Annotated in this window: 22 protein-coding genes and 1 pseudogene; 5 read left to right on the plus strand and 18 right to left on the minus strand. The window is 55.5% G+C overall.

The genetic code is table 11. From position 1 onward, the window contains the following. Nucleotides 1-295: 295 nt before the first annotated feature. Nucleotides 296-442 carry a hypothetical protein gene (locus N0M98_RS31560; RefSeq protein ID WP_249863754.1) on the minus strand — a complete coding sequence of 49 codons (147 nt, stop codon included), beginning with the start codon at nucleotides 440-442 and terminating at the stop codon, nucleotides 296-298. 182 nt (nucleotides 443-624) lie between these two features. On the opposite strand from N0M98_RS31560, the gene N0M98_RS31565 reads away from it, so the two are divergent. The 4 genes from N0M98_RS31565 to pyrH all read left to right on the plus strand — a co-directional run bounded on the left by N0M98_RS31565 (nucleotide 625) and on the right by pyrH (nucleotide 3,424). Beyond that, nucleotides 625-822: an aspartyl-phosphate phosphatase Spo0E family protein gene (locus N0M98_RS31565; protein WP_249863755.1), complete on the plus strand. Its 198-nt coding sequence runs from the start codon at nucleotides 625-627 to the stop codon at nucleotides 820-822. Between the two features lie 141 nt (nucleotides 823-963). Then, entirely contained in the window at nucleotides 964-1,152 is a 189-nt protein-coding gene (locus tag N0M98_RS31570) for a hypothetical protein (protein WP_249863756.1), read from the plus strand. A gap of 106 nt (nucleotides 1,153-1,258) precedes the next feature. Next, on the plus strand, nucleotides 1,259-2,443 hold the full coding sequence (locus tag N0M98_RS31575; protein ID WP_259620256.1) for a M20 family metallopeptidase: 1,185 nt from the start codon (nucleotides 1,259-1,261) through the stop codon (nucleotides 2,441-2,443). A gap of 237 nt (nucleotides 2,444-2,680) precedes the next feature. After that, nucleotides 2,681-3,424, plus strand: coding sequence for a UMP kinase (pyrH, locus tag N0M98_RS31580; protein WP_259620257.1), 744 nt, complete (start codon nucleotides 2,681-2,683; stop codon nucleotides 3,422-3,424). Nucleotides 3,425-3,687: 263 nt separating this feature from the next. Here the strand turns inward: pyrH and N0M98_RS31585 are convergent, their stop codons facing one another. The 3 genes from N0M98_RS31585 to N0M98_RS31595 all read right to left on the minus strand — a co-directional run bounded on the left by N0M98_RS31585 (nucleotide 3,688) and on the right by N0M98_RS31595 (nucleotide 6,013). After that, a complete protein-coding gene (locus tag N0M98_RS31585; RefSeq protein WP_259620275.1) occupies nucleotides 3,688-4,410 on the minus strand; it encodes an amino acid ABC transporter ATP-binding protein in 723 nt (240 codons plus the stop codon). Next, nucleotides 4,403-5,083 carry an amino acid ABC transporter permease gene (locus tag N0M98_RS31590; RefSeq protein WP_259620258.1) on the minus strand — a complete coding sequence of 227 codons (681 nt, stop codon included), beginning with the start codon at nucleotides 5,081-5,083 and terminating at the stop codon, nucleotides 4,403-4,405. Before N0M98_RS31590 ends, N0M98_RS31585 begins: the two co-directional genes overlap by 8 nt. A gap of 96 nt (nucleotides 5,084-5,179) precedes the next feature. Beyond that, nucleotides 5,180-6,013, minus strand: a complete 834-nt coding sequence (locus tag N0M98_RS31595) for an ABC transporter substrate-binding protein (protein WP_249863760.1) — start codon at nucleotides 6,011-6,013, stop codon at nucleotides 5,180-5,182. Nucleotides 6,014-6,178: 165 nt separating this feature from the next. On the opposite strand from N0M98_RS31595, the gene N0M98_RS31600 reads away from it, so the two are divergent. Beyond that, nucleotides 6,179-7,102 (plus strand): DMT family transporter, encoded by a 924-nt coding sequence (locus N0M98_RS31600; protein WP_259620259.1) that lies wholly within the window; start codon nucleotides 6,179-6,181, stop codon nucleotides 7,100-7,102. A gap of 76 nt (nucleotides 7,103-7,178) precedes the next feature. Here the strand turns inward: N0M98_RS31600 and N0M98_RS31605 are convergent, their stop codons facing one another. The 14 genes and pseudogenes from N0M98_RS31605 to N0M98_RS31670 form a co-directional block, all read right to left on the minus strand. After that, nucleotides 7,179-7,511 (minus strand): RNA-binding protein, encoded by a 333-nt coding sequence (locus tag N0M98_RS31605; RefSeq protein WP_259620260.1) that lies wholly within the window; start codon nucleotides 7,509-7,511, stop codon nucleotides 7,179-7,181. A 130-nt stretch (nucleotides 7,512-7,641) separates the two neighbouring features. Further along, nucleotides 7,642-7,854: a YezD family protein gene (locus N0M98_RS31610; protein ID WP_259620261.1), complete on the minus strand. Its 213-nt coding sequence runs from the start codon at nucleotides 7,852-7,854 to the stop codon at nucleotides 7,642-7,644. A 123-nt stretch (nucleotides 7,855-7,977) separates the two neighbouring features. Then, nucleotides 7,978-8,787: an alpha/beta hydrolase gene (locus N0M98_RS31615; protein ID WP_259620262.1), complete on the minus strand. Its 810-nt coding sequence runs from the start codon at nucleotides 8,785-8,787 to the stop codon at nucleotides 7,978-7,980. A gap of 28 nt (nucleotides 8,788-8,815) precedes the next feature. Continuing rightward, a complete protein-coding gene (locus N0M98_RS31620; RefSeq protein ID WP_259620263.1) occupies nucleotides 8,816-9,877 on the minus strand; it encodes a sulfate/molybdate ABC transporter ATP-binding protein in 1,062 nt (353 codons plus the stop codon). 6 nt (nucleotides 9,878-9,883) lie between these two features. Continuing rightward, nucleotides 9,884-10,768: a sulfate ABC transporter permease subunit CysW gene (cysW, locus tag N0M98_RS31625; protein WP_259620264.1), complete on the minus strand. Its 885-nt coding sequence runs from the start codon at nucleotides 10,766-10,768 to the stop codon at nucleotides 9,884-9,886. 43 nt (nucleotides 10,769-10,811) lie between these two features. Continuing rightward, nucleotides 10,812-11,648, minus strand: a complete 837-nt coding sequence (cysT, locus tag N0M98_RS31630) for a sulfate ABC transporter permease subunit CysT (protein ID WP_249863767.1) — start codon at nucleotides 11,646-11,648, stop codon at nucleotides 10,812-10,814. A 48-nt stretch (nucleotides 11,649-11,696) separates the two neighbouring features. Then, a complete protein-coding gene (locus N0M98_RS31635; protein WP_249863768.1) occupies nucleotides 11,697-12,776 on the minus strand; it encodes a sulfate ABC transporter substrate-binding protein in 1,080 nt (359 codons plus the stop codon). Nucleotides 12,777-13,186: 410 nt separating this feature from the next. After that, nucleotides 13,187-13,657: a Fur family transcriptional regulator gene (locus N0M98_RS31640; RefSeq protein ID WP_249863769.1), complete on the minus strand. Its 471-nt coding sequence runs from the start codon at nucleotides 13,655-13,657 to the stop codon at nucleotides 13,187-13,189. Nucleotides 13,658-13,715: 58 nt separating this feature from the next. Next, nucleotides 13,716-14,747: a CobW family GTP-binding protein gene (locus N0M98_RS31645; RefSeq protein ID WP_259620265.1), complete on the minus strand. Its 1,032-nt coding sequence runs from the start codon at nucleotides 14,745-14,747 to the stop codon at nucleotides 13,716-13,718. A 321-nt stretch (nucleotides 14,748-15,068) separates the two neighbouring features. Beyond that, nucleotides 15,069-16,244, minus strand: a pseudogene (locus N0M98_RS31650) (IS91 family transposase); the annotation flags it as partial. Nucleotides 16,245-16,371: 127 nt separating this feature from the next. After that, entirely contained in the window at nucleotides 16,372-20,076 is a 3,705-nt protein-coding gene (locus N0M98_RS31655; protein WP_259620267.1) for a cobaltochelatase subunit CobN, read from the minus strand. A 26-nt stretch (nucleotides 20,077-20,102) separates the two neighbouring features. Next, complete coding sequence (locus N0M98_RS31660) at nucleotides 20,103-22,178, minus strand: VWA domain-containing protein (RefSeq protein WP_259620268.1); 2,076 nt, start codon at nucleotides 22,176-22,178, stop codon at nucleotides 20,103-20,105. Beyond that, the gene (locus N0M98_RS31665) at nucleotides 22,142-23,071 is read right to left on the minus strand and encodes a magnesium chelatase ATPase subunit I (protein ID WP_259620269.1); all 930 of its coding nucleotides are present in this window, start codon (nucleotides 23,069-23,071) and stop codon (nucleotides 22,142-22,144) included. The genes N0M98_RS31660 and N0M98_RS31665 overlap by 37 nt, the downstream gene beginning before the upstream one ends. Next, nucleotides 23,068-23,835, minus strand: a complete 768-nt coding sequence (locus tag N0M98_RS31670) for an ABC transporter ATP-binding protein (protein WP_259620270.1) — start codon at nucleotides 23,833-23,835, stop codon at nucleotides 23,068-23,070. Before N0M98_RS31670 ends, N0M98_RS31665 begins: the two co-directional genes overlap by 4 nt. Nucleotides 23,836-23,862: the final 27 nt, after the last annotated feature.

A 23,862-nucleotide genomic window follows, 5' to 3' on the forward strand; every position in this document is an offset into this window, starting at 1 on the left:
CCGAGCGCGATTTTTTTAAACATGAAGAGCCGCGCTTAGCTTAGTGTTGTCATTTTTAGGTACTACGCTAAAAAATTTTCAGGGTAGTGACGTGATGCTCTGAAGCTTATTCCGTCCGCATCCAGCCTAAGCTGGATCGGCGTCTAACCCTTCCTCTGGGATCGTTCTATGGGTAGACTTTACTTTCGGGGGCCCCCGGATATCCACAGGATATGGCTGCGCATCATTTCCTAAACAACAAAAAACGCCTGTTCCGTCAAAGCGGCTCAGGCGTCTCTTATGTCGATCCTATCATTTATTGCGGATTCGTTTGTTTCGGAATTTCATTCAAGCTCGGCGGAACTTCGGCCGCATTCTCGGCGCGCATGACGGCTTCTTCCTCAGTGAACTTGTTTTCCTTGAAATTCGCGTTGTTCTTCGTGTTCGCTTTGGCATTGTCCATAAATGATTCACCCCCTCCGTAGAACATGTACTAGTATCCCGAATTTGGTAAAAATTATGTATTCTTTGTCATAAAACTTTAACATAAGGCTCGACAGCGTTTTACAAATTTTATAACTGATCCGTATTATAATTGCTCGATGTGAGGAAAATTTTGCATATCGAATGGAGTCGTAAAAAACCATGGATGAATCGCAGCTGAAACAGCATATGGAGCAATTGCAAAAACGCTTATACCGGCTGGTGGAGCAAACCGGCAGTCTGGTTGATCCGCAGGTCGTTGAATTAAGCCAACAGCTCGATCATCTGGTAGTCACGCTTCAGCGAAGGCGCATGAGCCGCAAAAGGACAAGCCTCCTAAAAAATAGAGCCTCATTTTAACGCTCGCCCCTTGAAAAACATGACATGATGTGTTATATTGAAATTAAGCAAAATCAAGGGTTTTTGCTAGCATGGCACTCTACTCATAGCCGGAATTATGTCTCTTGATGCAGCATAATGACCATAAAGGAGCGATAGACTATGACTTACGAGGCTCAAAACCAGCAGGAAAAGAAGATTTCGGTTGAACTTACAGTAAATGAAGCATTGGCCCTGACAGGCGTACGCTTCCCGCAAAATCACCAATTGGAAGTGGATGCCATGCATAAAATCAAACGTTCTTTGGAAAATCAATTGCTGCTGGACCCGAAACGCAGAACCGTTCAATAAAGAGCATATACACATAAGAACAGGACCTCTCTCCCGCATTTGGGCAGACGGGGTCTTTTTGTATATAATGGAGAGAGCATCTCTACTTGAAAAAGGAGTCTTTATTATGAACATGAAATCAACGATCGATACGGCAATAGACCAGCACGCCCGGCGTTTCATCGAGATTTCCCGCTTCATCGGGGAGAATCCCGAGCTGGGGCACGAGGAATGGCAAGCTTCCCGCCGGCTCATGGATGAGCTGCTCCATCACGGATTCGACGTGCAGTGTCCGGTGCTCGGTCTGCCGACCGCCTTTATCGGCACTTACCGAAGCGCGAAGCCGGGGCCTGTCGTCGCTTTCTTATGCGAATACGACGCGCTGCCGGAGCTCGGACATGCCTGCGGCCATCATATTATCGGCACGATGGGCGTCGCCGCCGCCGTCGGGCTGAAAGCGGTGATCGACGAGCTCGGCGGCACCATCCGCGTCTACGGGACTCCGGCGGAGGAAACCAAAGGAGCCAAGGTGCCGATGTCGGCGGAAGGGCTGTTCGACGACGTCGATTTCGCCCTTATGGCTCATCCATACTACACCTACGAGAAATCCGGCGAATCGCTGGCCATGGACGCCGTCCAGTTCGAATATTTCGGCAAAGCCGCCCATGCCGCCGCCAGTCCGTACGAAGGCGTCAACGCGCTGGATGCCGTGCTTCTTCTGTTCCAATCCGTCAACGCGCTGCGCCAGCAGGTTCAAAGCCATGTCCGCATTCACGGCATTATTACCGAAGGCGGCAAAGCGGCCAACATCATCCCCGATTATGCGGCTGCACAGTTTTATATCCGCTCGGGCAACCGCCTCTATACGGACGAAGTCGTTCAGAAGGTGCTGCGCTGCGCCGAAGGCGCCGCATTGCAAACCGGCTGTACCTTGAAGACGTCGAACTACGAGTTTTCTTACGACGAACTGATCACTAACAACACCTTATCCGACCTGTTTACGCGCAATTTGGTCTCTATGGGAGTGCGCGAGGAAGAAATTCAGGTCGGCAAAGATCACGGCTCGGTCGATCTCGGCAACGTTTCGAGACATTGCCCGACGATCCATCCGTATATTCAGGTCATCGATGAGAAGCATCTGCTGCATACGAAGGAATTCCGCGACCTGGCCATGCTGGACCGGGCGTTCGAGGGCATGCTGCTCGGGGCGAAAGCGCTGGCCCATACCGCCTGCGACGCCGTCTCCGATCCGGCCGTTCTGAAGGCGATTCGCGACGAATTCGCCAAAAGCCTCGAAACGTCCGGAGCCTAGACGCTAACCGGGTTGAAAAACGCCGAAGCTTCGGCTATTCTATATAGTAATACTTTGAGCGGAAAGGTGCTGAAACGATGAAGCCGACGATCCAGAGCAAGCTTCTGAAGCAGAGCGTTCCGTTCCATTATTTTTCCGTTATGTCATATGGTTTATTGGTATTTGAAGAACTAAGGCATCGTATGCTTTAGTTCTTTTTTTTGCAGGCCGATAAGATCCGGAGGTGTACTGATTCTTATGTCCAAATACAAACGCATTTTGATCAAGTTGAGCGGCGGAGCCGTAGCGGGCGCCGGCGAATTCGGGTTTGACCCGGAGCGGCTCGAGCATATCGCAAGAGAAATCATAACTGTATTGGAGCTGGGCATCGAAGTTTCTATCGTCATCGGCGGAGGCAATATTTTCAGAGGCAATATGGCCGAGTATTGGGGCATTGAACGGGCCGAGGCGGATAATATCGGAACGCTCGCCACCGTCATCAACAGCTTGATGCTGCGCGGCGTGCTCAAGCAGAAGACGGGTAAAGAAGTGCGCGTCATGTCGTCGTTTCCCGTTAACGCCGTAGCGGAGCCGTATATCCGGTTACGCGCGATCCATCATTTGGAGAAAGGATACATCGTTATTTTTGCCGGGGGCAACGGCCAGCCTTACGTTACGACGGATTATCCGTCCGTCCAGCGGGCGCTTGAGGTGAATTGCGACGCAATTCTCGTCGCCAAGCAGGGAGTAGACGGCGTCCTCGACGGGGACCCGAGAATCAAGCCGGACGCCAAGGCCTACGCCTCGCTGCCTTATGACGAAGTGCTGAGCCGGAACTTGACGGTGATGGATCAGTCGGCCTTCATTCTCGCGCGAGACTATAAGCTGCCGGTATTCGTATTCAACTTCGACAAAGCCGGCTCGATGAAGTCGATCTGCGAAGGCAAGCCCGAGGGAACGGCGATTTATGCGGAAGCCCCCGTCGCCTACAAGGATGAATAAGAAGATTATCGGCGGCTTGCCCCTGCATGAACAAGTCCCCCAAAAGTGACGTGATGCTCTGAAGCTTATTCCGCCCGCATCCGGCTTCAGCTGGATCGGCGTCTAACCATTCCTCTGGGATCGTTCTATGGTTACACATTACTTTTGGGGGAGCCCACGGATATCCACAGGAAATGGCTGCGCATCATTTCCTAAACAATTAAAAAAAGCCGGGAGCTTCCCGCCCGCAGTGATTTGCCGCGGCGTCGCTCCCAGCTTTTCGCTTACAATACTTTCCCCAAAAATTCCTTCGTTCTCGGATGCTGCGGATGAGCAAACACTTCGGCAGGCTTGCCCTGCTCGACCACTTTGCCTCCGTCCATGAACACAAGACGGCTGCCGACCTCCCGGGCGAAGCCCATCTCATGCGTGACGACCACCATCGTCATCCCTTCGGATGCGAGCTGCTTCATCACGTCGAGCACTTCGCCTACCATCTCGGGGTCCAGTGCCGACGTCGGCTCGTCGAACAGCAGCACGTCCGGCGACATCGCCAGCGCGCGGGCAATGGCGATCCGCTGCTTCTGCCCCCCGGACAGCTGTCCGGGATAGCGGTCCGCCTTATCCAGCAGCCCGATTCTTCGCAGCAGCTCGCGCGCAATCCGATCGGCGTCGCCGACGCTCAGCTTCTTCAGCTTGCGCGGAGCGAGCGTAATATTCTCCAGCACCGTCATATGCGGAAACAGGTTAAACTGCTGGAACACCATTCCCATTTTTTGCCGCAGCGCGTTAATATCCGATTTGCCCTTCAGCAGAGATATCCCTTCGAAGACGACATCTCCGCCCGTCGGCTGTTCCAGCAGGTTCAGACAGCGCAGGAAGGTGCTCTTACCGGAGCCGCTCGGACCGATGACGACCACGACCTCGCCTTGCCCGATTTCCAAATCGATGCCGTTCAACACGTTATTGCTGCCGAACGCTTTATGCAAATCCGTTACTTTAATCAGAAGTCCTCATCCTCCTCTCCGCGATGCCGAGCACTTTGGACAAAGTGAAGGTGATGACGAAATAAATGATCGCTACAATGATCAGCGGCTCGAACGCGCGGAACGAGTTGCCCCGCACCGTATCGGCATTGTACATGAGCTCGCTGATCCCGATGACGGAGACGATCGACGATTCCTTGATAATGACGATAAATTCGTTGCCGAGCGCCGGGAGCACGTTGCGGATCGCCTGCGGCAAAATGATATGGCGCATCGCCATACTGTGCGGCATCCCGAGGGAACGCGCCGCCTCCATCTGCCCCTTATCGATCGCCTGGATGCCCGCGCGGAACGTTTCGGCTACATAGGCGGCGCTATTGACGGACAAGGCGACGACGCCGGCCAAAAATTCGGGAAATGCAGTGCCGAGCGCCGGCACTTCCGGGAACTCGATTCCGAGCTGCGGCAGCCCGTAATAGAATAAAAACAGCTGCACCAGCAGCGGCGTCCCGCGAATAAATTCAATGTAGGCCGTCGCTATCATCTTCAGCGGAGCGATCCGCGACAAGCGCATTAGCGCCAAAATAACGCCGAGAACAACCCCGATAATCACTGTAAACAGGGAGAGCAGCAGCGTAACCTTCGCGCCGTTGACGAAAAACATGTAATACTTGGGCAAAAATGAAAAATCCACCGGGTCACCTCCTCCTGTTTCGATTTTCGCTTAAAACCGAACAAAAACCGGCGCGTTTCGTATCCGCACAGGCTTTTGCACTGATTTAAACGATGCTTATTCCACCGATTCGTTCGCTTCGGTTACGAACTTGTCAACCGATTTGTCTTGAATCAGCTTGTCCAGCGTCTTGTTCATGGCGTCGACCAGATCGGCGCTGCCTTTCTTCACGGCGATAGCCGAACCGCTGTCCTCCGAAGACAGCTTGACGTCGGACAACACCAGATCCGGGTTTTTGGACAAATAGGCTTCGGCCACCGGCTGCTCGACGACGAGAGCTTCGGTTTTCTTGTTTTTCAGATCAAGCATCAAATCGGAAATTTTGCCGAGCGCCTTCATCTCGGAATTCGGCATTTGCTTGCGGACGATCTGCTCCTGCGTAGCGCCTTTTTGCGCGCCGACCCGCTTGCCTGCCAAGTCTTCTACCGCTTTGTACTTGTCCTTGTCTTCCGCGCGTACGACTACCTTTTGCACGGCCGTATAATAGATTTCGGTAAAATCGACGCTTTGCTTGCGCTCCGGAGTCGGCGTCATCCCGGAAATAATGAAATCGACATTGCCGGCTTCCAGAGCAGGCAGCAGACCGTCGAACTTCATATCCTTCACTTCAAGATTCACGCCCAAATCTTTGGCGATCGCTTTTGCAATTTCGATATCGAACCCTACGATTTCATCCTTCTTGTCGACTTCCTTATGAAACTCGTAAGGAGGGTAATCTGCGCTGGTACCAACGACGATCTTCCCCGCTTTCTTGATCTGATCCAGCTTGGCGGTTTGAGCCGCTGCCGGCTGATTCGCATTGGCCGGTTCGGCTGCTGGCTTCTGACCGCATCCGGCTGCAACCAGAGCCAAGCCGATAAGGACGGGGATAAGTGCTTTCTTTTTAAACATTGGTCAATTCTCCTTTCTAAATAACTTCAACATTATATAATAGAGCCCCAGCTTTGACAACACCGGGCCCTGCTTGCGCACATGGAAAAAAATGCCGTAGATTTCCGCACTCCATGCTTGTATAATAGATTAGTTTTCTATAATAGAACCGTTGGAGGAATCACTATGACATCCGGTCATCGCAGTCCTGTGCCGCTGTGGCTTATATTTACCGTGGGCATTGTCGCCATCTCCTGCTCATCGATCATTATCAAGCTGTCCGCAGCTCCCGTATCCGTCTCCGGGATGTACAGACTACTCATTACCAACGTGATTATGCTGCCTCTCATGTGGAAATACATACCAGAAGTCAAACGATTAAATGGGAAAGATTGGATGCTTCTGCTCGGATCGGGAATCGCGCTCGGACTGCATTTTCTGTTATGGATGGCGTCGCTGCGCTACACGACGGTTGCCAGTTCGACCGTGCTGATGACGCTGGAGCCGATCTTCGTGCTGGTCGGAGCCTATTTCGTCTATCGGGAGAGAACGACTCCGGCCGCCGCCGCGGGAATCGGAGTGGCCGTCTTCGGCGCCATGCTGGTCGGCCTGAAAGATTTCGCCGTTTCCGGAACGGCGCTTCAAGGGGATATCTTATCCTTGCTCGGAACCGTCGCAGTGGCCGTGCACATGCTGCTCGGTCAAAAGCTAAGCAGGCATATATCGTCGACGCTGTACAGCTTCTCCGTCTTTCTCGTAGCGGCCTGCTTTTTTGCCGTCTACAACGGCTGGAACGGCATTGCGTTCACCGGGTACCCTGCCAAAGAATGGATTCTGTTCGCCCTACTGGCGGTTATCCCGACCGTGTTCGGCCATATTTTATTCAATTGGTCCTTGAAATTCGTCAATGCGGCTTCCGTCTCCACCGCCGTATTGGGAGAGCCGATCGGCGCTACCCTGCTCGCCTGGATGCTGCTCGGGGAATCCGTTAATCTGATTCAAATACTCGCAGGTCTCTTGCTTATTCTGGGAGTCTGGGTGTTCCTTCGCTACAATCAGGTGCGCTATGAAGCCAAACCGGCCCAATCGCAATCGCAAATCAAAGCATAAGTGATTCCCGTTACAAATTAAAAAAACCATGCTCAGCCGTCAACGACGGACGTTCATGGTTTTTTGGCAATTTCGCTCAAATTTCGGCTTCCTGGCTAAGGAAGATCGGCTCGGGAAGATGAATGAAATCGTACAGCTGCTTCGTCACGCCGCCCTTGCCGAAACGCAGGATGCCGCCGCTCCGCTCTCTCCCGCCCCTCGCGTTAATGAGACGGAGGAAGGATAAGGTGGCCTTGCGCCGCTGCAGCACATCGCGATAACCGAAACCGTACAGCCATTGATCGATCGTATTGTAAATACCGCGGTTCAAACCGAATGTCTGGAAACAATACGTTACGAATTGAATATCGGGCAGGTGAAGCACTTCCGATTCATCCAGCTCCGCCCATGGCTCTGCATTCGCTATCATCACGGGTCATCCCCCTTAATTGAATTTTATCGCGAAAAAAAGAGACACTCCGGACCGGGCTTTGAAATTCTTGCGAACTCTCATGCCCCGTCGGGAGGTCTCCGGCAATCCGGTGGACCTTGTCTTCCCATTAGCCTTTGCGGCGGCTCCCTGGCGATCTGCCTTCGGCAGCGTTCTGATCTCGGAGGGCCGATTCCGATTCAAAGCGTTTGCGCTCCGTACGCTCGATTTGGACGATTCGGCCGTCATGGACGACAATTTGAACGGTTCCATACTCCAGCCCGTTAACCGAGTTCACAATTCGTTTGTTCCAAACGTCATCGATTTCCAATGGTTTAGCCATCGTAACCCCTCCATTATACATTATTCTCATCCGTTTTGTCGGATTATAATTAAAAGAGAAAACGTCTGCCGACGTCTTGTTGTAAAAGCAGCGGCCGCCTGTGTTGCGGGCTTAGCGTTATGTTTAGATCGTCCAATCGTACCAGTCCTGTTTTCGCTTATCAAGCGACAGCAGCCAGTTTTTGGTCGTCGACATCAGCTGTACGAACGACTGACCGGTAGAATACGTATGATCGGCTTGAAAAACGACTTCTTTATCGCACTGTCCTTGCGATCTGAGCCAGAACAGCTTCTGGTATAGGAAGCAGTAATCGACAGGGATCACCTCGTCATTCGTCCCATGAACGAGCAGCACATCGCCGCCGAACTTGCGCGTCTGCTCGAACGGCTGGTGCCTCGTCAGCGATTCGAAATATTCCGGCTTGAACGAATAGCCCAAGTAATCGGATGACCCTAGCTGCACGGCTTCCTCGTATGTTTTCTTACCGGTAATTTTAATAATATCGTTAAACGGATGAGCTACGGCCGACCAGAGCACCAAGGATTTGACCCGTTTATCCTTCGCAGCCGTCAGCACCGCTACGGCGCCTCCCAAGCTATGCCCCAGCAAAATGACGCGCGTAGGATCTACGCAATCGATGCCTAGAGCGTAGTCGATGACGGATCGCGTTTGGTCGATCATTGCATCAAGACCTCCCGCCCCGTAATCGCCGGTGCTTTCGCCGCATCCGGCAAAATCGAATCGCAGCACCATATATCCCAGCTCGGTAAATTCCCGCGCCGCCTTGACGAACAACCGGTTTACTCCGACCCGGCTGCCGATAAATCCGTGGGCGATAATGATGATCGGGTTTTTCGAGCCTGTAGAGGCCGGATAATGAAGAGTCGCCGCCAGCTCCTCTTGTTCGCTTCGTATTGTAATGTGATGTTCCATGACAACTCTTCCTTTCCGTTTGCTGGATTTAGATGTGTACCGGAAGCGGATCGATCTTCAGTCCGTTCTCAACCGTCCGATGCTCCTGTTCATTAAACAAATAAACGCGATGAATCAAAACTTGAACCCTGTCTCCCGGCTTGAGCGCTTCCTGCTCCAAGGAGCGGTAAGCAAATATAGTTTGCCCGGCCAATTCGACCTCTATTTGCCAGTTCGTTCCGCGGAAATAAACGTTTTTTACGGTACCGGGCTCGGATGCGGACGGAAATGAAATTTCCGAGGCATAACCCACTTCTACGAACTCGGGCCGAATAATCGCTTTCGCCTCGCGCAGCTCCGCCTGCTCGAAGCCTCTGAAGCGGGTAATATGTTCCAAGCTGTTGGACTCCCCGATAAAGCCGGCTACGAACGGCGTCTGCGGGCGCTGATAGATGTCAATCGGCGCTCCCTGCTGCTCCAGCGTCCCCTGATGGATAATCATAATCTGATCGGCCACCTCGACGGCTTCCTCCTGGTCATGGGTGACGAAGATCGTGGTGATGCCGACCCGGTTAATCATATCCTTCAGCCACGTCCGCAGCTCCTTGCGCACCTTCGCGTCAATCGCGGCGAACGGCTCGTCGAGCAGCAGCAGCTGGGGCTCCGGCGCAATCGCCCTGGCGAACGCGACCCGCTGCCGCTGTCCGCCGGACAGCTGGTGGGGCAGCCGCTTCTCCAGCCCCTTAAGACCGGTCAATTCGATAAGCTCGGTAACTCTCGCTTTAATCTCCTGCTTGCCGCGCTTTTGCACCGTCAATCCGAAAGCGATATTGTCGTACACGCTCATATGGCGGAACAGCGCATAGTTTTGAAAGACGAAGCCGATGCCGCGTTCCTGCGGCGGCAGATCGTTGACTTTTTTGCCATGGAACCAGATTTCGCCGGAATCCGGCTGTTCAAGTCCCGCCAGCATCCGCAATATGGTCGTTTTTCCGCCGCCGCTCGGTCCGAGCAGCCCGATCAGCTTGCCTTTTTCGATTTCGAAGCTGACCTGCTTGGTAGCCTGAAACGAGCCGAACGTTTTCATCAATTGTTTCGCTACGATATGCATGGTTCCCTACTCTCCTTCCTGCTGCTTCGTCCTGTTAAATCTCCACTCCACGATTGCCTTTACGATCAGCGTCACGACGGCCAGCAGCACGAGCAGCGAAGCCATGGCGAAAGCGCCGGCGAAATTGTATTCGTTGTACATGATCTGAATATGCAGCGGGATCGTATTCGTAGAGCCGCGGATATGACCGGAGACGACGGATACGGCGCCGAACTCTCCCATCGCTCTCGCGTTGCACAGGATGATGCCGTACAGCAGCCCCCACTTGATGTTGGGAACCGTTACTTTCCAGAAGATGCGCCAGCCTTTGGCCCCTAGCGTGACGGCGGCTTCTTCCTCTTGCACGCCTTGAGCCTGCATGAGCGGAATCAGCTCGCGTGCTACGAACGGAAACGTAACGAACACCGTCGCCAGGACGATACCCGGCAGAGCGAAAATAATCTTGATGTCATGCTCGCCGAGCCACGGGCCGAACCAGCCTTTCGCGCCGAATAGCAATACATAGATGAGACCTGAAATCACGGGCGAGACGGCAAACGGAAGGTCAATCAGTGTGATAAGCAGGTTTTTACCTCTAAATTGGAACTTGGTAATGGCCCATGCTGCGGCCAGGCCGAACACAACATTGAGCGGAACGGCTATTCCGGCCGTCAATAACGTCAGCCGAATCGCGGCGGCCGCATCGGGATCGGAGAAAGCGTTGAAATATACCTCGCTGCCTTTGCGGAAAGCCTCGACGAACACCGAAACCAAAGGGAGCACGAGCAACGAACCCAGAAACAAGATGGCGATGCCAATCAAAATCCATTTTACGACCGTCGGTTCGGTGATGTGCCGCGGTCTTTCCCGCGTTACCGAACCTGCTTTCACGGTTGCCACATATCCGGCCATGATAGATCCTCCTGAAAGTTTTGCCGAAGCAAAACCGGATTATTTACGAAGCACTGTTCAAGCGGTTCGCACGCCACTGAATGAAATTGATGACGAGCAGCATCAGGAAGGATATGACGAGCATTACGAGTGCTATTGCCGTAGCGCCCGCGTAATCGTACTGCTCCAGCTTCGTCATAATGAGCAGCGGCGCGATTTCCGTCTTCATCGGCATATTGCCGGAAATAAAGACGACCGATCCGTACTCGCCCACCGCTCTGGCAAACGCCAAGGTAAAGCCCGTTAATAAAGCCGGCAGCAGCTCGGGAAAAATAACCTTCGTGAACGTCTTCCATCTCCGCGCGCCCAAGCTGACCGCAGCCTCTTCGATCTCCTTCTCCAGCTCTTCAATCACCGGCTGCAGCGTGCGTACGACGAACGGAATGCCGATAAAAGTGAGCGCCAAGGTAATGCCTATCGGCGAAAAGGCGACCTTGATGCCGAGCGGCTCCAGCAAGCTGCCGATCCAGCCGTTCTGCGAGTAAATCGTCGTCAGCGCGATCCCCGCCACCGCCGTCGGCAGTGCGAACGGCAGATCGACCAGGGCGTCGATGAACCGTTTGGCCGGGAATGAATAGCGCACCAGCACCCAGGCGACGATAAAGCCGAATACCGTATTGACCAGCGCCGCGCCTATCGCCGTTCCAAAGCTGATTTTATAGGAGGCGACTACCCGCGGATCGCCGACCGTATGCCAGAACTGCTCCCAAGACAGACCGGACGTTTTGATGAAGATAGCGGATAACGGGAACAAAACGATGAGGCTGAGATACAGTACCGTATATCCCATCGACAATCCGAAGCCGGGTAAAATACTCCGTTCCTTCCAACCTTTTGCCATGGATTTCTCTCCTCTGACTCGCAATCTCTCTTCTATTGAACGACCGTATTACGGTTTATAGATTTGGTCGAAAACGCCGCCGTCGTTAAAATGCGTCTGCTGTGTTTTGGTCCATCCGCCGAACGGCTCGTCGTCGATCGTGAACAGATTGACTTTGCTGAACTGCGATTCATACTTTTTGGCTACCGATTCCAGACGCGGGCGATAGTAGTTTTTGGCGGCGATCGTCTGGCCTTCTTCCGAATACAAGTATTCCAGATACGCCTGCGCGACTTCTCGCGTTCCCTTCTTGTCGACTATTTTATCGACGACGGCGACCGGCGGCTCAGCCAACACGCTGATGGACGGAGTTATAATCTCGTATTTGTCTTTGCCGAACTCGTTAATCGAGAGATACGCTTCGTTCTCCCAGGCGATCAGCACGTCGCCGATGCCGCGCTGCACGAAGGTTGTCGTAGAATCGCGCGCGCCGGAATCGAGCACGGGCACGTTTTTGAACAGCTGCTGCACGAAATCTTTGGCTTTGGCTTCGTCTTTGCCGTACTTCTGATAGGCGTAGCCCCATGCCGCTACATAGTTCCAACGGGCGCCGCCGGACGTTTTCGGATTCGGAGTGATGACCTGCACGCCGGGCTTGATCAGATCGTCCCAGTCTTTAATTCCTTTCGGGTTGCCCTTCTTCACCAGAAAAACGATCGTTGAAGTATACGGCGAGCTGTTGCTTGCCAGCTTCTTCTGCCAATCCTTCTGAATGAGCCCCGCTTCCTGAATCGCATCGATATCGTAAGCGAGCGCCAGCGTAACGACATCCGCTTCCAAGCCGTCGATGACCGAGCGGCCTTGTTTGCCTGAGCCGCCGTGCGACTGTTTGAAGGTAACGGTCTGGCCGGTTTTATTTTTCCAATAGGTTGAGAACGCCTTGTTAAAATCCTGGTACAACTCGCGCGTAGGATCGTACGAAACATTGAGCAGCTCGACCGGTTTGGCCGCCGCCGTCTTGTTATCTCCGCTTCCCGCAGAAGCGTCCTGCGCAGCCGGAGCCGAGCCGCCGCCGCAAGCGGTCAGGCCGACCAAGGATAAGCTGAGCAAACTGACCACGGACCACTTTTTCCAATTGACATGAAACATATTGATTTCTCCCCTCGACATTTCGTTCTTCTTAAGGTTCGACCATATGTAATCGATTGTCGGCGCTGGGCAAGACTCGCTTCAGCGTTGGAATCTCCGGTGGTCCGGTCGATCAACATATATTCCGATGTGATTACTATGATTTATAGTCAGTATATTAGCACCGCTGGTACATTGTGTCAATCGTTTTTTGCAAGAACAAATCCCCCAAAAGTGACGTGATGCTCTGAAGCTTATTCCGTCCGCATCCAGCCTTAGCTGGATCGGCGTCTAACCCTTCCTCTGGGATCGTTCTATGGGTAGACATTCCTTTCGGGGGAGACCACGGATATCCACAGGATATGGCTGCGCATCATTTCCTAAACAACGAAAAAACCTTCGGATTACGTGCATCCGAAGGTTTCATATTATCATTGCCGGGTGGTCGCATGCGCGGCGCATTCATCGCAATATCCGAAGATTTCGAAGCGGTGGTTGACGACTTGGAAGCCGTCCGGGAGGTTCGGTACCTGCTTCATCGGGCAAAATTCGAAGGTGACCGTTTTTTCGCATTGAAGACAGATCATATGATGATGATGATGCGTTTGACAGCGAGCGCGGAATTTCACGCCGTCATTCAAATAAAACTGCTCCAGCACTCCCATCTCGCTAAGCAAACGAAGATTCCGGTACACCGTGTCGAAGCTGACCCCCGGATACTTCTGCCGCATCGATTCGTACACGTCCTTCGGCGACAGATAGCCTTCCGCTTCCGCGAACAGAGTCGCCAAGCTCTTGCGCTGGTCCGTAATTCTCCAGCCTTTGTTGGACATGGCGCGAACCATCTCCTGAACCATTTCCTGCGTATCGCGCTGCTCGTGTTCATGTTGGTGTTTTGACATGATTTATCCCTCAATTATCGCATACTTAGGTTAATAATGCCTTAAATCGGGTATAGAGTCAATCTTTTTGCTCCAAAGCTTTCAGCTCGGCCGCCAGCCTATCCTTGGAAAAATGCTCGCCGATAAAGACGGCGACGTTCGGCACCGCTTCCTTCGGTGCAATTTTGACAAAATCCATTTCACGGTAAGCGTACTGGAATAAAAATAAGCTTGCGGTATCGGAAAACCGCAAAATCCCTTTAGCGCGGTATACTTCCTCCGGCAGTCTGCCCACCAGCTCCTCAAACGCCTCGCTGTCGATCGGGCCCGAAAAATAATGCGTGTATACCATGACATGATCATGCGAATGATGGCTGTGCACTTCATGCCCGTGCTCATGATCGTGTTCGTGCGACGGATGGCTGCAAGCTTCGCCGTGCTCATGGCCGCAATCGTGGCGCTCCGCACCGCCGGCCCGGGACGGAACCTCTGCCGTGCCTGCGGACCGTTCTATAGCGTCGAACATCGCCATATCGACCTGACAGCGAACGGTAGCCGTCATCGGCGCCGCCGGGTTCAGCTCGCGGATCTCACTCTCCAGCTCGGCCAGCCGCCCGGGCTCGATCAGATCGATCTTGTTCAAAATCAGCTGCGTCGCGCAGCGGACTTGATCCTGCATCAAGCGGAACGTCTTTCCCTTGCCGTTCTTCTGAGCCAGCAGATGCGCCGCATCGATCACCGTGATTACCGATTTGAGCTCCAGCTCCGTCAGCAGCGACGCATCCGTCACTCCTTCGAGTATTTCGATCGGATTCGCCGCCCCCGTGCATTCGACGAAAATGACGTCGGGATCGTTGTCCCGGATCAAATCCCTCAGCTCCAGCCCCAAGTCGCCGCGGATCGTACAGCAAATGCAGCCGCTCAGCATCTCCGTCATCGGGACGCCGTCTTCGACCAGCATGCCGTCCAGATTGACATCGCCCAATTCGTTCATCAACACGGCCGGCTTGCGGCCGCTCAGCTTATAATAATCGATGGCCTGCGACAGCAGGGTCGTCTTCCCGCTCCCCAAAAAGCCGGATAATATGTGTACAGGTACGGCTCGTTTCATTCTTTTCTCTCCTTAAGGACAACCGTCTATATAGAAAATTGTAGCTCTCATTGCCCGCAATGTCAATTATAAGTAATTATTACGATTAAAAATAAGATTCATCCGTCCGAGGCGAAAGCTTTCCCCAAACTAAGAAAAACCGTCAGGAAAGATCATCCTGACGGTCCTTTTTACGTTTCACGTACATCGGTAATTTTGTACTCATATCCACGAACACCTTTGTAATACTCGGGATACATCGCTCCTTCACAATTTTCACATGTAAATTGCGGAGGGACCGTGGGATCTCCTTGATCCATTCGGTCAAAATCTTGCACCACTTTAAGCGGTATGTTTTCGCTCTCCAAACAGGTCAAACATATATACTTCACGGTCTGTTTCGACAACAGATAATTGCTTATGGACAACTGTGGTTTCTTCTTTTTGTTTTTTGCTTTCTTGCTTCCCTGTGAGATCTTGCATCATCCTTTCTAAACAGCCTCTTGTTCTCTCGCATGCTGCATATTTAATGGTTAGTATCCCTGCTTCAAGACAGACTTCTCCCTTGTATTCATAATAGCATTCACATTTGGGGCAGACTAGGGGATCTTTCCCTGTCTCTCGTTGAATTCGTTCTCTCCAATTTCTACGCTTTAGTCGTCTTTGCGCTCGCACTACCTGCTTTCTTGCTTCCTTTTGCCACGCTGTCACTAGCTTTTTGCTTATCTTTTTTATTCTCCGCGCATACACACCATAGTATCGAATGGTTTTAAAATTCTCATCGGGGATGTGACGGATCACACGTGCAATAAATTCTTCGACTGTCAGTTTTTCTGTCTTTTCTTCTCCACTTCTTTTATCGTGGTAGCTGAATTCCACATACGCTCCGTCATAGGATCGGATTCGCTTTAACGCAATCGCGGGTCGCTTGATGTATCGACCTATGTAGCCCAGCTGTTTCTTTACATTTCCTTTCTGCTTCGGCGCATGCACATAGAAGCCTTCTCCATTGGCGGAATAGGCTTTCTGTAAACGCGGCTGCACTTGTTTCTTTTCTTCTTCGCTCAGACTCTTCCGAATGAGTTTCAACACCACCGTTTGCCACTGTTTTCTAAGCTTTTCAAACGGCACGTAATCATACGTTTTCCATTCTCCGTTTGATTTCATTCCCCCCATCGTCACGACCATATGGACATGCGGATTAAAATTCAAACGCGAGCCAAATGTATGCAACCCTGCAATAATACCAGGCGTAACTTTATGTTTCTTCTCAAAATGCTCCTTAATGATTTGGACTGCTTCGTCCATGAACGCTTTCAACATTTTTCGATGCATCAAAAAGACACTCCAAAGCCCTTCGTCAATGGTAAGCACCACATGACGATGATTGACTTGGAAGACATCCTCCACCAGTACTCGGCTCCATTCCTCTGTTTCGCCACAGGAGCACGTTGTACAAAAGCGTCCTTTGCAGCGATACGGTACCCTCTTTATATCGTGGCATCCTTCACAAATAAAGAAAGACGCCTGACGGCGCCCTTGTAAACATCTATTTCTCTTTCCTCCGCACATTGGCAGATTAAGCGCGGCCCGATCTTAGCATTGCTTGTAAAGTTCCGCTCGGCTAGTGCCGGGAAGCCTCCCCTTATTCGGCCTGTTCCTCTATCTTCCCTTCAAGCTGCATATAGCTTTCGTACAGTTGTTCCAGCTCCTCGTCGCTGGCCTGCCAATAACCGCGCTGATGGCTTTCGAGCAGCGTTTCCACCATATGGTGATACGCCCAAGGATTATTGTCCTCAAGCCGCCGGCTCATCCGCTCGTCGGCCACGTACGTTTCGTGCAGCTGCCGGAAAATCCACGGATCGACCCGATTCGTCGTGGCGGCCAGGCCGAGCACATTCTCGAACCGCCGGGCAATGTGCTGCGCTCCGTGATAATCGTGCCGAAGCAAACCGTCAATCCACTTCGGATTGGTCAGCCGGGTCCGTACTCCGCGCAAGATCGATTGCTCTACCGGCTCGCTCCATACTTCCTCCCCTGTCGTGTCGGTAATGACGATGTCCGCTTGACTGCCTTTGGCCCGTTCGACCGATTTGGCAAGCCCGCCGAAATATTCATAGTAATGATCCAGATCGGTGATCTCATGCTCATGATTGCTGCGCACCTGCGAGACGATCTCTACAGCCGACAGCTGCCTGCGGAACAATCCGGGCATCGGCGTCCCTCTATGCTGCCCGCTGTACAGATGCTGCAGCCTTTTCGTAAACAATTCGGCGAATTGCGACTCATCCTCCCACTGCTTCGTCTCGATGAGCCGGCTTATCGAGGTTCCGTATTGTCCTTCGGCAGGCCCGAAGATGCGGGCGCAGGCCATATCCCACGCTTCGCCGGGCTCATAGCCTTCCTCCACCAGCGCACGGTGCAAAAGAAGCGACTGCTTCTTGAAGCCGTTCGCAACCTCCGGCTCATCGAGCTCGGATACGCGAACGAACAATTCATGCAGCTCCTGCAGCACATTCGGAAACATGTCGCGGAAAAAGCCGCAGATCGTAATAAGCACATTGATTCTCGGCCGTCCGAGCTCCTCCGCCGGCACGATCTCGTAATTCGAGCGGGCCCAGCTCATCCGTTCATTAACGCGAACGCCGAGATAATGCAGTATTTGCCCCACCGTTTCACCTTGCGTGCGCGAGGTTTCAAGGCCCCACAGGACAACGGCTGCCGTCTCCGGGTAGCTGCCGTTCTTCTCATAATGCATGCGCAGCGTATTGTCTGCGATGGCGGCACCGCGCCGGACCGCAGCGGCGCTCGGCACCGAGCGCGGGTCAAATTGCACCAGATTGAAGCCTGACGGGAGCACCTCGGGTTGGCGAATCGCATCGCCGGCTAAGCGTACCGGAATATAGCGCCCGTCCAGCGCCTGCAGCAGATGCTCCTCTTCCCGGTTAAGCCGCGAAGCCTCGTAGGCGGACCGTCCGCCGGCAAGCGCGGCTTGCAGCTCCTCCAATTGCCCGGGGTTCGGCTGCAGCTCGCCGGGCAGCTCTTGGCCGGCCATGTAACGCTCCAGCGCAGCGGCTTCCAGCGCGTCCAGCCGCTCCAGAAGCTCGCGGTCCGGCTGCTCCTGCAGCTTCTCGTCGTCGATGCCGACGCAATCGGCAATGATGCCGCGAAGCGAGCGGCCGCCGGCTCCGAAGCGCAGAACGAAGCGGGCGTACTGCAATGCGGCTTCATGCTCCAAGCCCTCGCCCAGCACATGCAGGCCGCTCGGAATAGCGGAGCGGCTCGTCCGGTACAGTTCCGTCTCTATCGCCTCGATCGTATCCGGAAGCTTAAGCCGCTCGGCCTGCTCGGCGATAAGTCCGCGGATGACGGGGCAGCGGGAAGGATCGGAACGTTCCGCTTCCCGATATTCGTGCAGCAGCGCATCCAAGCCGCCGTATTCCCCGTACAGCTCCGATACCGTGAAAGGAGGGGACTGGTACCCGATCAGCACCGCATGGCTTCTGCGCTTGGCGATCATCGCTTCGGACGGGTTTCCGACATAGTAATAATATAAATGAGGCAAATCGCCGATCAGATGATCCGGGAAACATGCCGAAGACATCCCGCTTTCTTTCCCCGGCAAAAATTCCAAAGTACCGTGCGTCCCGACATGAATGACGGCATCCGCTTCAAAGCTGTCTCTCAGCCATTCGTAAAAGGCAGCATATTGATGCGGAGGCGGCAGCGACGAGTCGTGATACGTTTTCTCCGGATGCTCGTGAACGCCGCGGGCCGGCTGCAAGCCGACGAAGACGCGCCCGACTTGAATGCCGGGTATAAGAAACTGACCGCTGCGGACCATAACGTCCCCCGGCGGCGTGCCCCATTCCTGCTCCATCTCGTCGGCCCGCGGCATGGAACCGAACCGACTCTCGTAACCGGAAGCTCCATAGCGAATCATGCCGCCTTGATGATCCGGCTCGCTCCAATGGGGAGAATTGACAATGCCGCCGTCCACGAACCTCGACTTGACTTGCTCCGCCGTCAGCGCTTCCGTGTCGTACCCTTCCTGGACAAGCAGCTGCAGCAGCCTGGCGGCGGAGGCGAACGTATCGAGGAAAGCGGCTCCGAACACATTGCCTTCTCCCGGCGGATAGTTATAGCAGATGACGGCGACGTTCTTCTCCGCGCGGGGCTTGGATTGCAGCCGGAGCCAGCGCTGCATGCGCCCGGCAAGCCGCTCCACCCTGTCGGGGATGAGGCGAAGCTCCTTCATACGAAAAGCGGACGGCGCTTCATCCCCTTCTTCCGTTACTTCGTGGAGCGCGGCGACAGGAAGCATTTCGATGCCTCCGTCCAGCTCGGGCAGCATCATCTGCACCAAAAACTCGGACGGCGTCAGCCCTTGAGGCGAGGCCATCCACTCCTTCCGTTCGCGTTTGGTTAACAAAAAAGGATGCAGCAGCGGAGCTCCCAGCTTCTCCAGCATAGCCGTCATTTTTTGCGAATCGCCTCCCACCGGCCCTGCTCCGAGCCGGAACGGGAGCAAGCTCACGATCAGGCTCGCCGGCCGCCCGCCGTTCTCCAACAGCGCCTGCAGCCGGTCCGCGTCGGCTCCCGCCAGCGCGGGAAAAGCGATAGGCAGTACATGCGCAAATGACCGGATTCGCTCGATAATGCCGGCGGCGCACCCGGCGGTATGCATCGGATAGCTTCTTGCGGAAAACAACACTGCGACGACGGGCAGCCCTTCCTGATGGGGATGAGCTGCCAGATGCTCTTGCCGCGTTGCGTAATAGGTACCCGTACCCGGCTCCCATAATCCCAGCTCCTGCAAAACGACGGGCGGCTCCGGCTCGGGCCAATGGCCGAATCCCCCGTATTCCCGGCCGATAAGGAGGAACAATTGATGCAAGTTATGCGTTCCTCCGCCGCGCCAATAATCGATAATGCGCAGATAGTTGGCGTAATCTCTCCTCTTCTCCGCGGATAAGCCTTGCGGAGAAGCGAAACGGCGATCGCCGCGCGACGGCGGAAGCTCGCTTGCTTCCAGCGAGCCGAGCCGAGCAAGCTTACGCAGCGGCTCGGCATCCCCGCCGACAACAATTTTGTGCGCCGAAGAATCGGCGCATGCTTGCAGCGAAGGCTGCAGCCATTCATAGGAGGTGCCGTGCGGGTCCAGAAGCAGCAGACCCGCTTCCTCGGCAGCCTGCTTCATCGCAGCGGCCCATTCCGGCTCAGCCGCCTGCTCTTCATGGAAGACAGACAACCGGATATGCCCGTAATAAGGGGCGGCCGGCTGTTTCATCAAGCGGGATACATCGGCCGCGGCGGAATACGATGTCGTTAGTAAAGCGATATGCAACATGTCGGTTTCTCCCTTTCTCTTGCGACTTACATCAGCTTGCGCACGGCGGCGGCAATTCGTTCCCCCTCCAATTGCTCCAGCTTCAAATAACGGGCGCCGAGCGAACGGGCCAGCTTGTGCGCCTGCCCCAGCTGAACGGGCCCTTGCTCCGTATCGACGATAAGAAGCGGAATTTGCGCCGCGGCGATTGCCCGCCCGATGCGGACGCACTCTTCCCATACTTGTTTCGTTCCCATTCCCTCCTCGCCGATCCCCTCGTTGGCTCTGCAATCGCTGAGCAGCACAAGAATCGGCGATACCTCCCGCCGTTTGCGCATTTCTGCAGCCAATGTCTCTCCGCCTTTGCGCAGCGCGTGCGCCAGCGGTGTTTTCCCGCCGGTCGGCATCTCCCGCAGGCAGCGCTCCGCCAGCTCCACGCTGCGGGTAATGTCCAGCGCCAACTCCGCTTTGCGCCCGCGGAAGGCGACCATGCCTACGCGGTCTCTCTTCAGGTAAGCGTCTTTCAGCAGCGACAATACCGCTCCTTTCACGGCCTTCATCCGCTCTCTAACCCCCATTGAGCCGCTGGCGTCCACAACAAATAAAATCGTGCTGCCGCATTTCCTTCGCCGCTCTTTCATGCGGATATGCTCGGGGAGAATGACAAGCGCCCGCTCCTTTTCCGCATACATCCGCTGATAAGGAGCGGCTGCCCGCAGCGTAGCGTCCAGCGCCAGATCGGCCGGCTTCCCAATAGGGACGGAAGCTCCGACATACCTCCCCTGCCGCGTGCCCGCGAGGCTCGTATCGCGCTTGCCCGATGCTGCGCGCAGCGCTTTGGGCGACGGAGGCGACGCCCAATCCGGCTGCCGTACCTCGAAGGTACCGCCGATAGCCGCAACCGTTTCTCGGGCCGTCCGGGACATGTCCCCCGTTGCCGGACGATGCTCCTGAGAAGCCGCCGAAGCGTCCTGCTCCCGTTCGGCGCGGCGTTGACCGGCAGAGCCGGAACGATCGAGCGGGGCCCGGCTTTCTCCGCGCCGTCCCGCTTGCTCCTCAGCCGCTCTATGCTCCGCCGTTTCGCCGCAGGCTCCGGCGCGTTCCGGTTCGGCAGGCGGCTTCGCCCGCTCTGCGGGGCGGGGGTCTCCGCCGCCGGTTTCGCCGCGGCGCGGCTTATCGGTGCCGGCGGCATCCGCCTCCGGCCCGCCGCGCTTCATGCGGTGCGGCAGCGCATAAGCCGCCGCTTCCTGCACGTGCCGCGCCTCTACCGCGCGGCAGCCTTCCCAGGCTGCGGCCGCTCTCGCGCAGCCTATAAGCGCCAGCTCGGCGCGATGCCCGTCGCAGCCGGCTTCTTGCGCGATCGCCGCCGCGAGCTCCAGCTCGGCGCGCCCGGCCGCAATGTGCGGCAGGCGGAGCCTTGCCGCCGCAATGCGCTGGCGCAGCGCCTCCGTCTCGGCGACGCAGCCTGCGGCGAAGGCGGCGCGGTTCGCCTCGAAAGCGAGCGTCCGGCGAATAATTTCGCAGCGCCGCTCCCGCTCGGCCACCGTCTCCATCGTAACGCCGATGGCGAAACGATCGCGGACGGAAGCGGGCAGTTCTCCTTCGCCGGGGTCCATGCAGGCGATCAGCGCGATGCGCGACGCATGAACGGCGGACACGCCTTCGCGCTGCAGCTCCGTCTGCCCCGATGCAGCTGCGTTGAGCACGATTCTCAGCGCCGAATCGTCCAGCAAGTTGACGGCATCGATATACAGGAAGCCGCCGTCCGCCTCGGCAAGCAGGCCTTTCTTTGCGCGTCTGCTTCCCGATCGCAGCGCTTCCTCCCAATCCGCCGACCCGGCGATGCGGTCCTCGGAGGCATGGGCGGGCAGCTCTTTCCATGGACCTGCAGCCTCATCCTCAGGCAGCAGCCGGGACAAGCCGCGGGCCAGCACCGATTTGCCCGTACCCGGCGCTCCCTGCAGCAGCAAGCCTCCGATGCCGGGATGTACCGCCAACAATAGCAGCGCGCGCTTCGCCCTATCCTGGCCTTCAACCGCGCAGAAAGGCAGCGAAGCTGCGACCGCTTCTTCTATTGCCTGCCGCTTCATGCGAAGCTCGTTTCCTCGATCAACCGTTCCCATAAGTCCGCCCCCTCGCGCTCTTCGAACGGACGCTTACGCAGCCGATGCGGCAGCACAAACCTCGCCGCCGCCCATATATCGGCCTCGCTCGCCTCCGTCCTCCCGTCCCAAGCGGCCATGGTCATAGCCGTCTTGATCATCGTAATATCGGCGCGGTGTCCGTCCACCTCGCAGCGGATGGACAGCTCCGCCGCCCGCTCCAGCAGCCGGTCCTGCAGCGGTATGCGGGGAAGCAGCTCCCGTGCCCGGTTGATGCGGGCAAGCAGGCTGCTCTGCTCCTGCTCATACCGCCCGCAAAAGCTTACCGGATCGCTTTCAAAAAGCAGTCTGCGGCGTACGACCTCGGCGCGGCCCTCAACGTCCCGTTCTCCCCCGACCTCTACCGACAAGGCGAAACGGTCGAGCAGCTGCGGCCGCAGCTCCCCTTCCTCCGGATTCATGGTGCCGATCAGAATAAACCGGGATGGATGGGAGAACGATATCCCCTCCCGCTCCACCGTGTTCACTCCCATAGCTGACGCATCGAGCAGGACGTCGACCAGATGATCCTCCAGAAGATTGATCTCATCGACGTACAAAATATGCCCGTGCGCTTCGGCCAGCAAGCCGGGCTCGAACTTTTTCTCGCCGTGCCGGATCGCATGCTCGATATCCAGCGTGCCTACAAGGCGGTCTTCCGTCGCGCTGACCGGCAAATTGACGACCTTCAATTCCGGCAGCAAATCCGCCAAGGCGCGAACCGCGGTCGATTTGGCCGTTCCCTTCTCCCCTTTGACCAGAACTCCTCCCAGCATCGGATTGACGACCGATAACAGCAGAGCCTGCTTCATCGCATGCTGGCCGACGATGGCGGTGAACGGATATAGATGATGCTGCGCGTTGATGCTATTCATCGCTTTTCTTCCTCCTCTTGCCGCTCTCGGCTATGTATTAATCCTCTGGTTACAATAAGCGGCTTGCCCGTCTCGACGTCGGCGATCACACTGGCGTCCACTCCGAAAACATCGCCCAGCATGCGGGGAGTCAGCACTTCGGCAGGTGAACCCTGGGCATATATTTTACCGGCGCTCATAACAATGAGCTCATCGCTGTAGCGGGCCGCATGATGCATATCATGAAGCACCATAACGACCGTAATAGGAAGCGTTCGGTTCATCTGACGGACAAGCTCCATAATTTCGATTTGGTGACGAATGTCAAGAAACGTCGTCGGTTCGTCAAGCAGCAGCACCCGTGGCCGCTGCGCGAGCGCCATCGCGATCCAGGCCCGCTGTCGCTCCCCTCCCGACAACTGCCCGAGAGGCCGATGCGCAAGCGGCCTCATGCCTGCCGCGTCGATCGCCCATTCTACGATCTCCCGGTCCTCGTCTGTCTCTCCCTGCATGAAAGTCCGGTGCGGATAGCGCCCGAATGCGGCCAATTGCTGCACCGTCCATTCGGCGGCGCTTTCCTGCGTTTGCGCAAGCAGCCCCAACTGCCGCGCAGCCGCTTTGCCGCCCATCCGGTACAACTGCTTGCCGTCCAGCAGCACGGCTCCGTCATCCGGCTTCAGCTGGCGGGCCAATGCTTTGAGAAGCGTGCTTTTGCCGCATCCGTTCGGTCCGATTACGGCATGGATGCGGCCTTCCGTAAAAGCAAGGTCCAGTTTGTCTATCACCGTCTTTCCTTCATATGAAAGGCGCAG

This window comes from Paenibacillus doosanensis (assembly GCF_025060755.1).
In the GTDB taxonomy this organism is placed as follows: Bacteria; Bacillota; Bacilli; order Paenibacillales; family NBRC-103111; genus Paenibacillus_S; species Paenibacillus_S doosanensis.

Bases quoted from the DNA above. Each gene is read 5' to 3' on its own strand.
- N0M98_RS31595 (WP_249863760.1), bottom strand. From the start codon at position 6,013: ATGTTTAAAAAGAAAGCACTTATCCCCGTCCTTATCGGCTTGGCTCTG.
- N0M98_RS31570 (WP_249863756.1), top strand. From the start codon at position 964: ATGACTTACGAGGCTCAAAACCAGCAGGAAAAGAAGATTTCGGTTGAA.
- N0M98_RS31560 (WP_249863754.1), bottom strand. From the start codon at position 442: ATGGACAATGCCAAAGCGAACACGAAGAACAACGCGAATTTCAAGGAA.
- N0M98_RS31640 (WP_249863769.1), bottom strand. From the start codon at position 13,657: ATGTCAAAACACCAACATGAACACGAGCAGCGCGATACGCAGGAAATG.
- N0M98_RS31645 (WP_259620265.1), bottom strand. From the start codon at position 14,747: ATGAAACGAGCCGTACCTGTACACATATTATCCGGCTTTTTGGGGAGC.
- N0M98_RS31665 (WP_259620269.1), bottom strand. From the start codon at position 23,071: ATGAATAGCATCAACGCGCAGCATCATCTATATCCGTTCACCGCCATC.
- pyrH (WP_259620257.1), top strand. From the start codon at position 2,681: ATGTCCAAATACAAACGCATTTTGATCAAGTTGAGCGGCGGAGCCGTA.
- cysW (WP_259620264.1), bottom strand. From the start codon at position 10,768: ATGGCCGGATATGTGGCAACCGTGAAAGCAGGTTCGGTAACGCGGGAA.
- N0M98_RS31635 (WP_249863768.1), bottom strand. From the start codon at position 12,776: ATGTTTCATGTCAATTGGAAAAAGTGGTCCGTGGTCAGTTTGCTCAGC.
- N0M98_RS31600 (WP_259620259.1), top strand. From the start codon at position 6,179: ATGACATCCGGTCATCGCAGTCCTGTGCCGCTGTGGCTTATATTTACC.
- N0M98_RS31605 (WP_259620260.1), bottom strand. From the start codon at position 7,511: ATGATAGCGAATGCAGAGCCATGGGCGGAGCTGGATGAATCGGAAGTG.
- N0M98_RS31655 (WP_259620267.1), bottom strand. From the start codon at position 20,076: ATGTTGCATATCGCTTTACTAACGACATCGTATTCCGCCGCGGCCGAT.
- N0M98_RS31565 (WP_249863755.1), top strand. From the start codon at position 625: ATGGATGAATCGCAGCTGAAACAGCATATGGAGCAATTGCAAAAACGC.
- N0M98_RS31615 (WP_259620262.1), bottom strand. From the start codon at position 8,787: ATGGAACATCACATTACAATACGAAGCGAACAAGAGGAGCTGGCGGCG.
- N0M98_RS31660 (WP_259620268.1), bottom strand. From the start codon at position 22,178: ATGGGAACGGTTGATCGAGGAAACGAGCTTCGCATGAAGCGGCAGGCA.
- cysT (WP_249863767.1), bottom strand. From the start codon at position 11,648: ATGGCAAAAGGTTGGAAGGAACGGAGTATTTTACCCGGCTTCGGATTG.
- N0M98_RS31620 (WP_259620263.1), bottom strand. From the start codon at position 9,877: ATGCATATCGTAGCGAAACAATTGATGAAAACGTTCGGCTCGTTTCAG.
- N0M98_RS31610 (WP_259620261.1), bottom strand. From the start codon at position 7,854: ATGGCTAAACCATTGGAAATCGATGACGTTTGGAACAAACGAATTGTG.
- N0M98_RS31575 (WP_259620256.1), top strand. From the start codon at position 1,259: ATGAACATGAAATCAACGATCGATACGGCAATAGACCAGCACGCCCGG.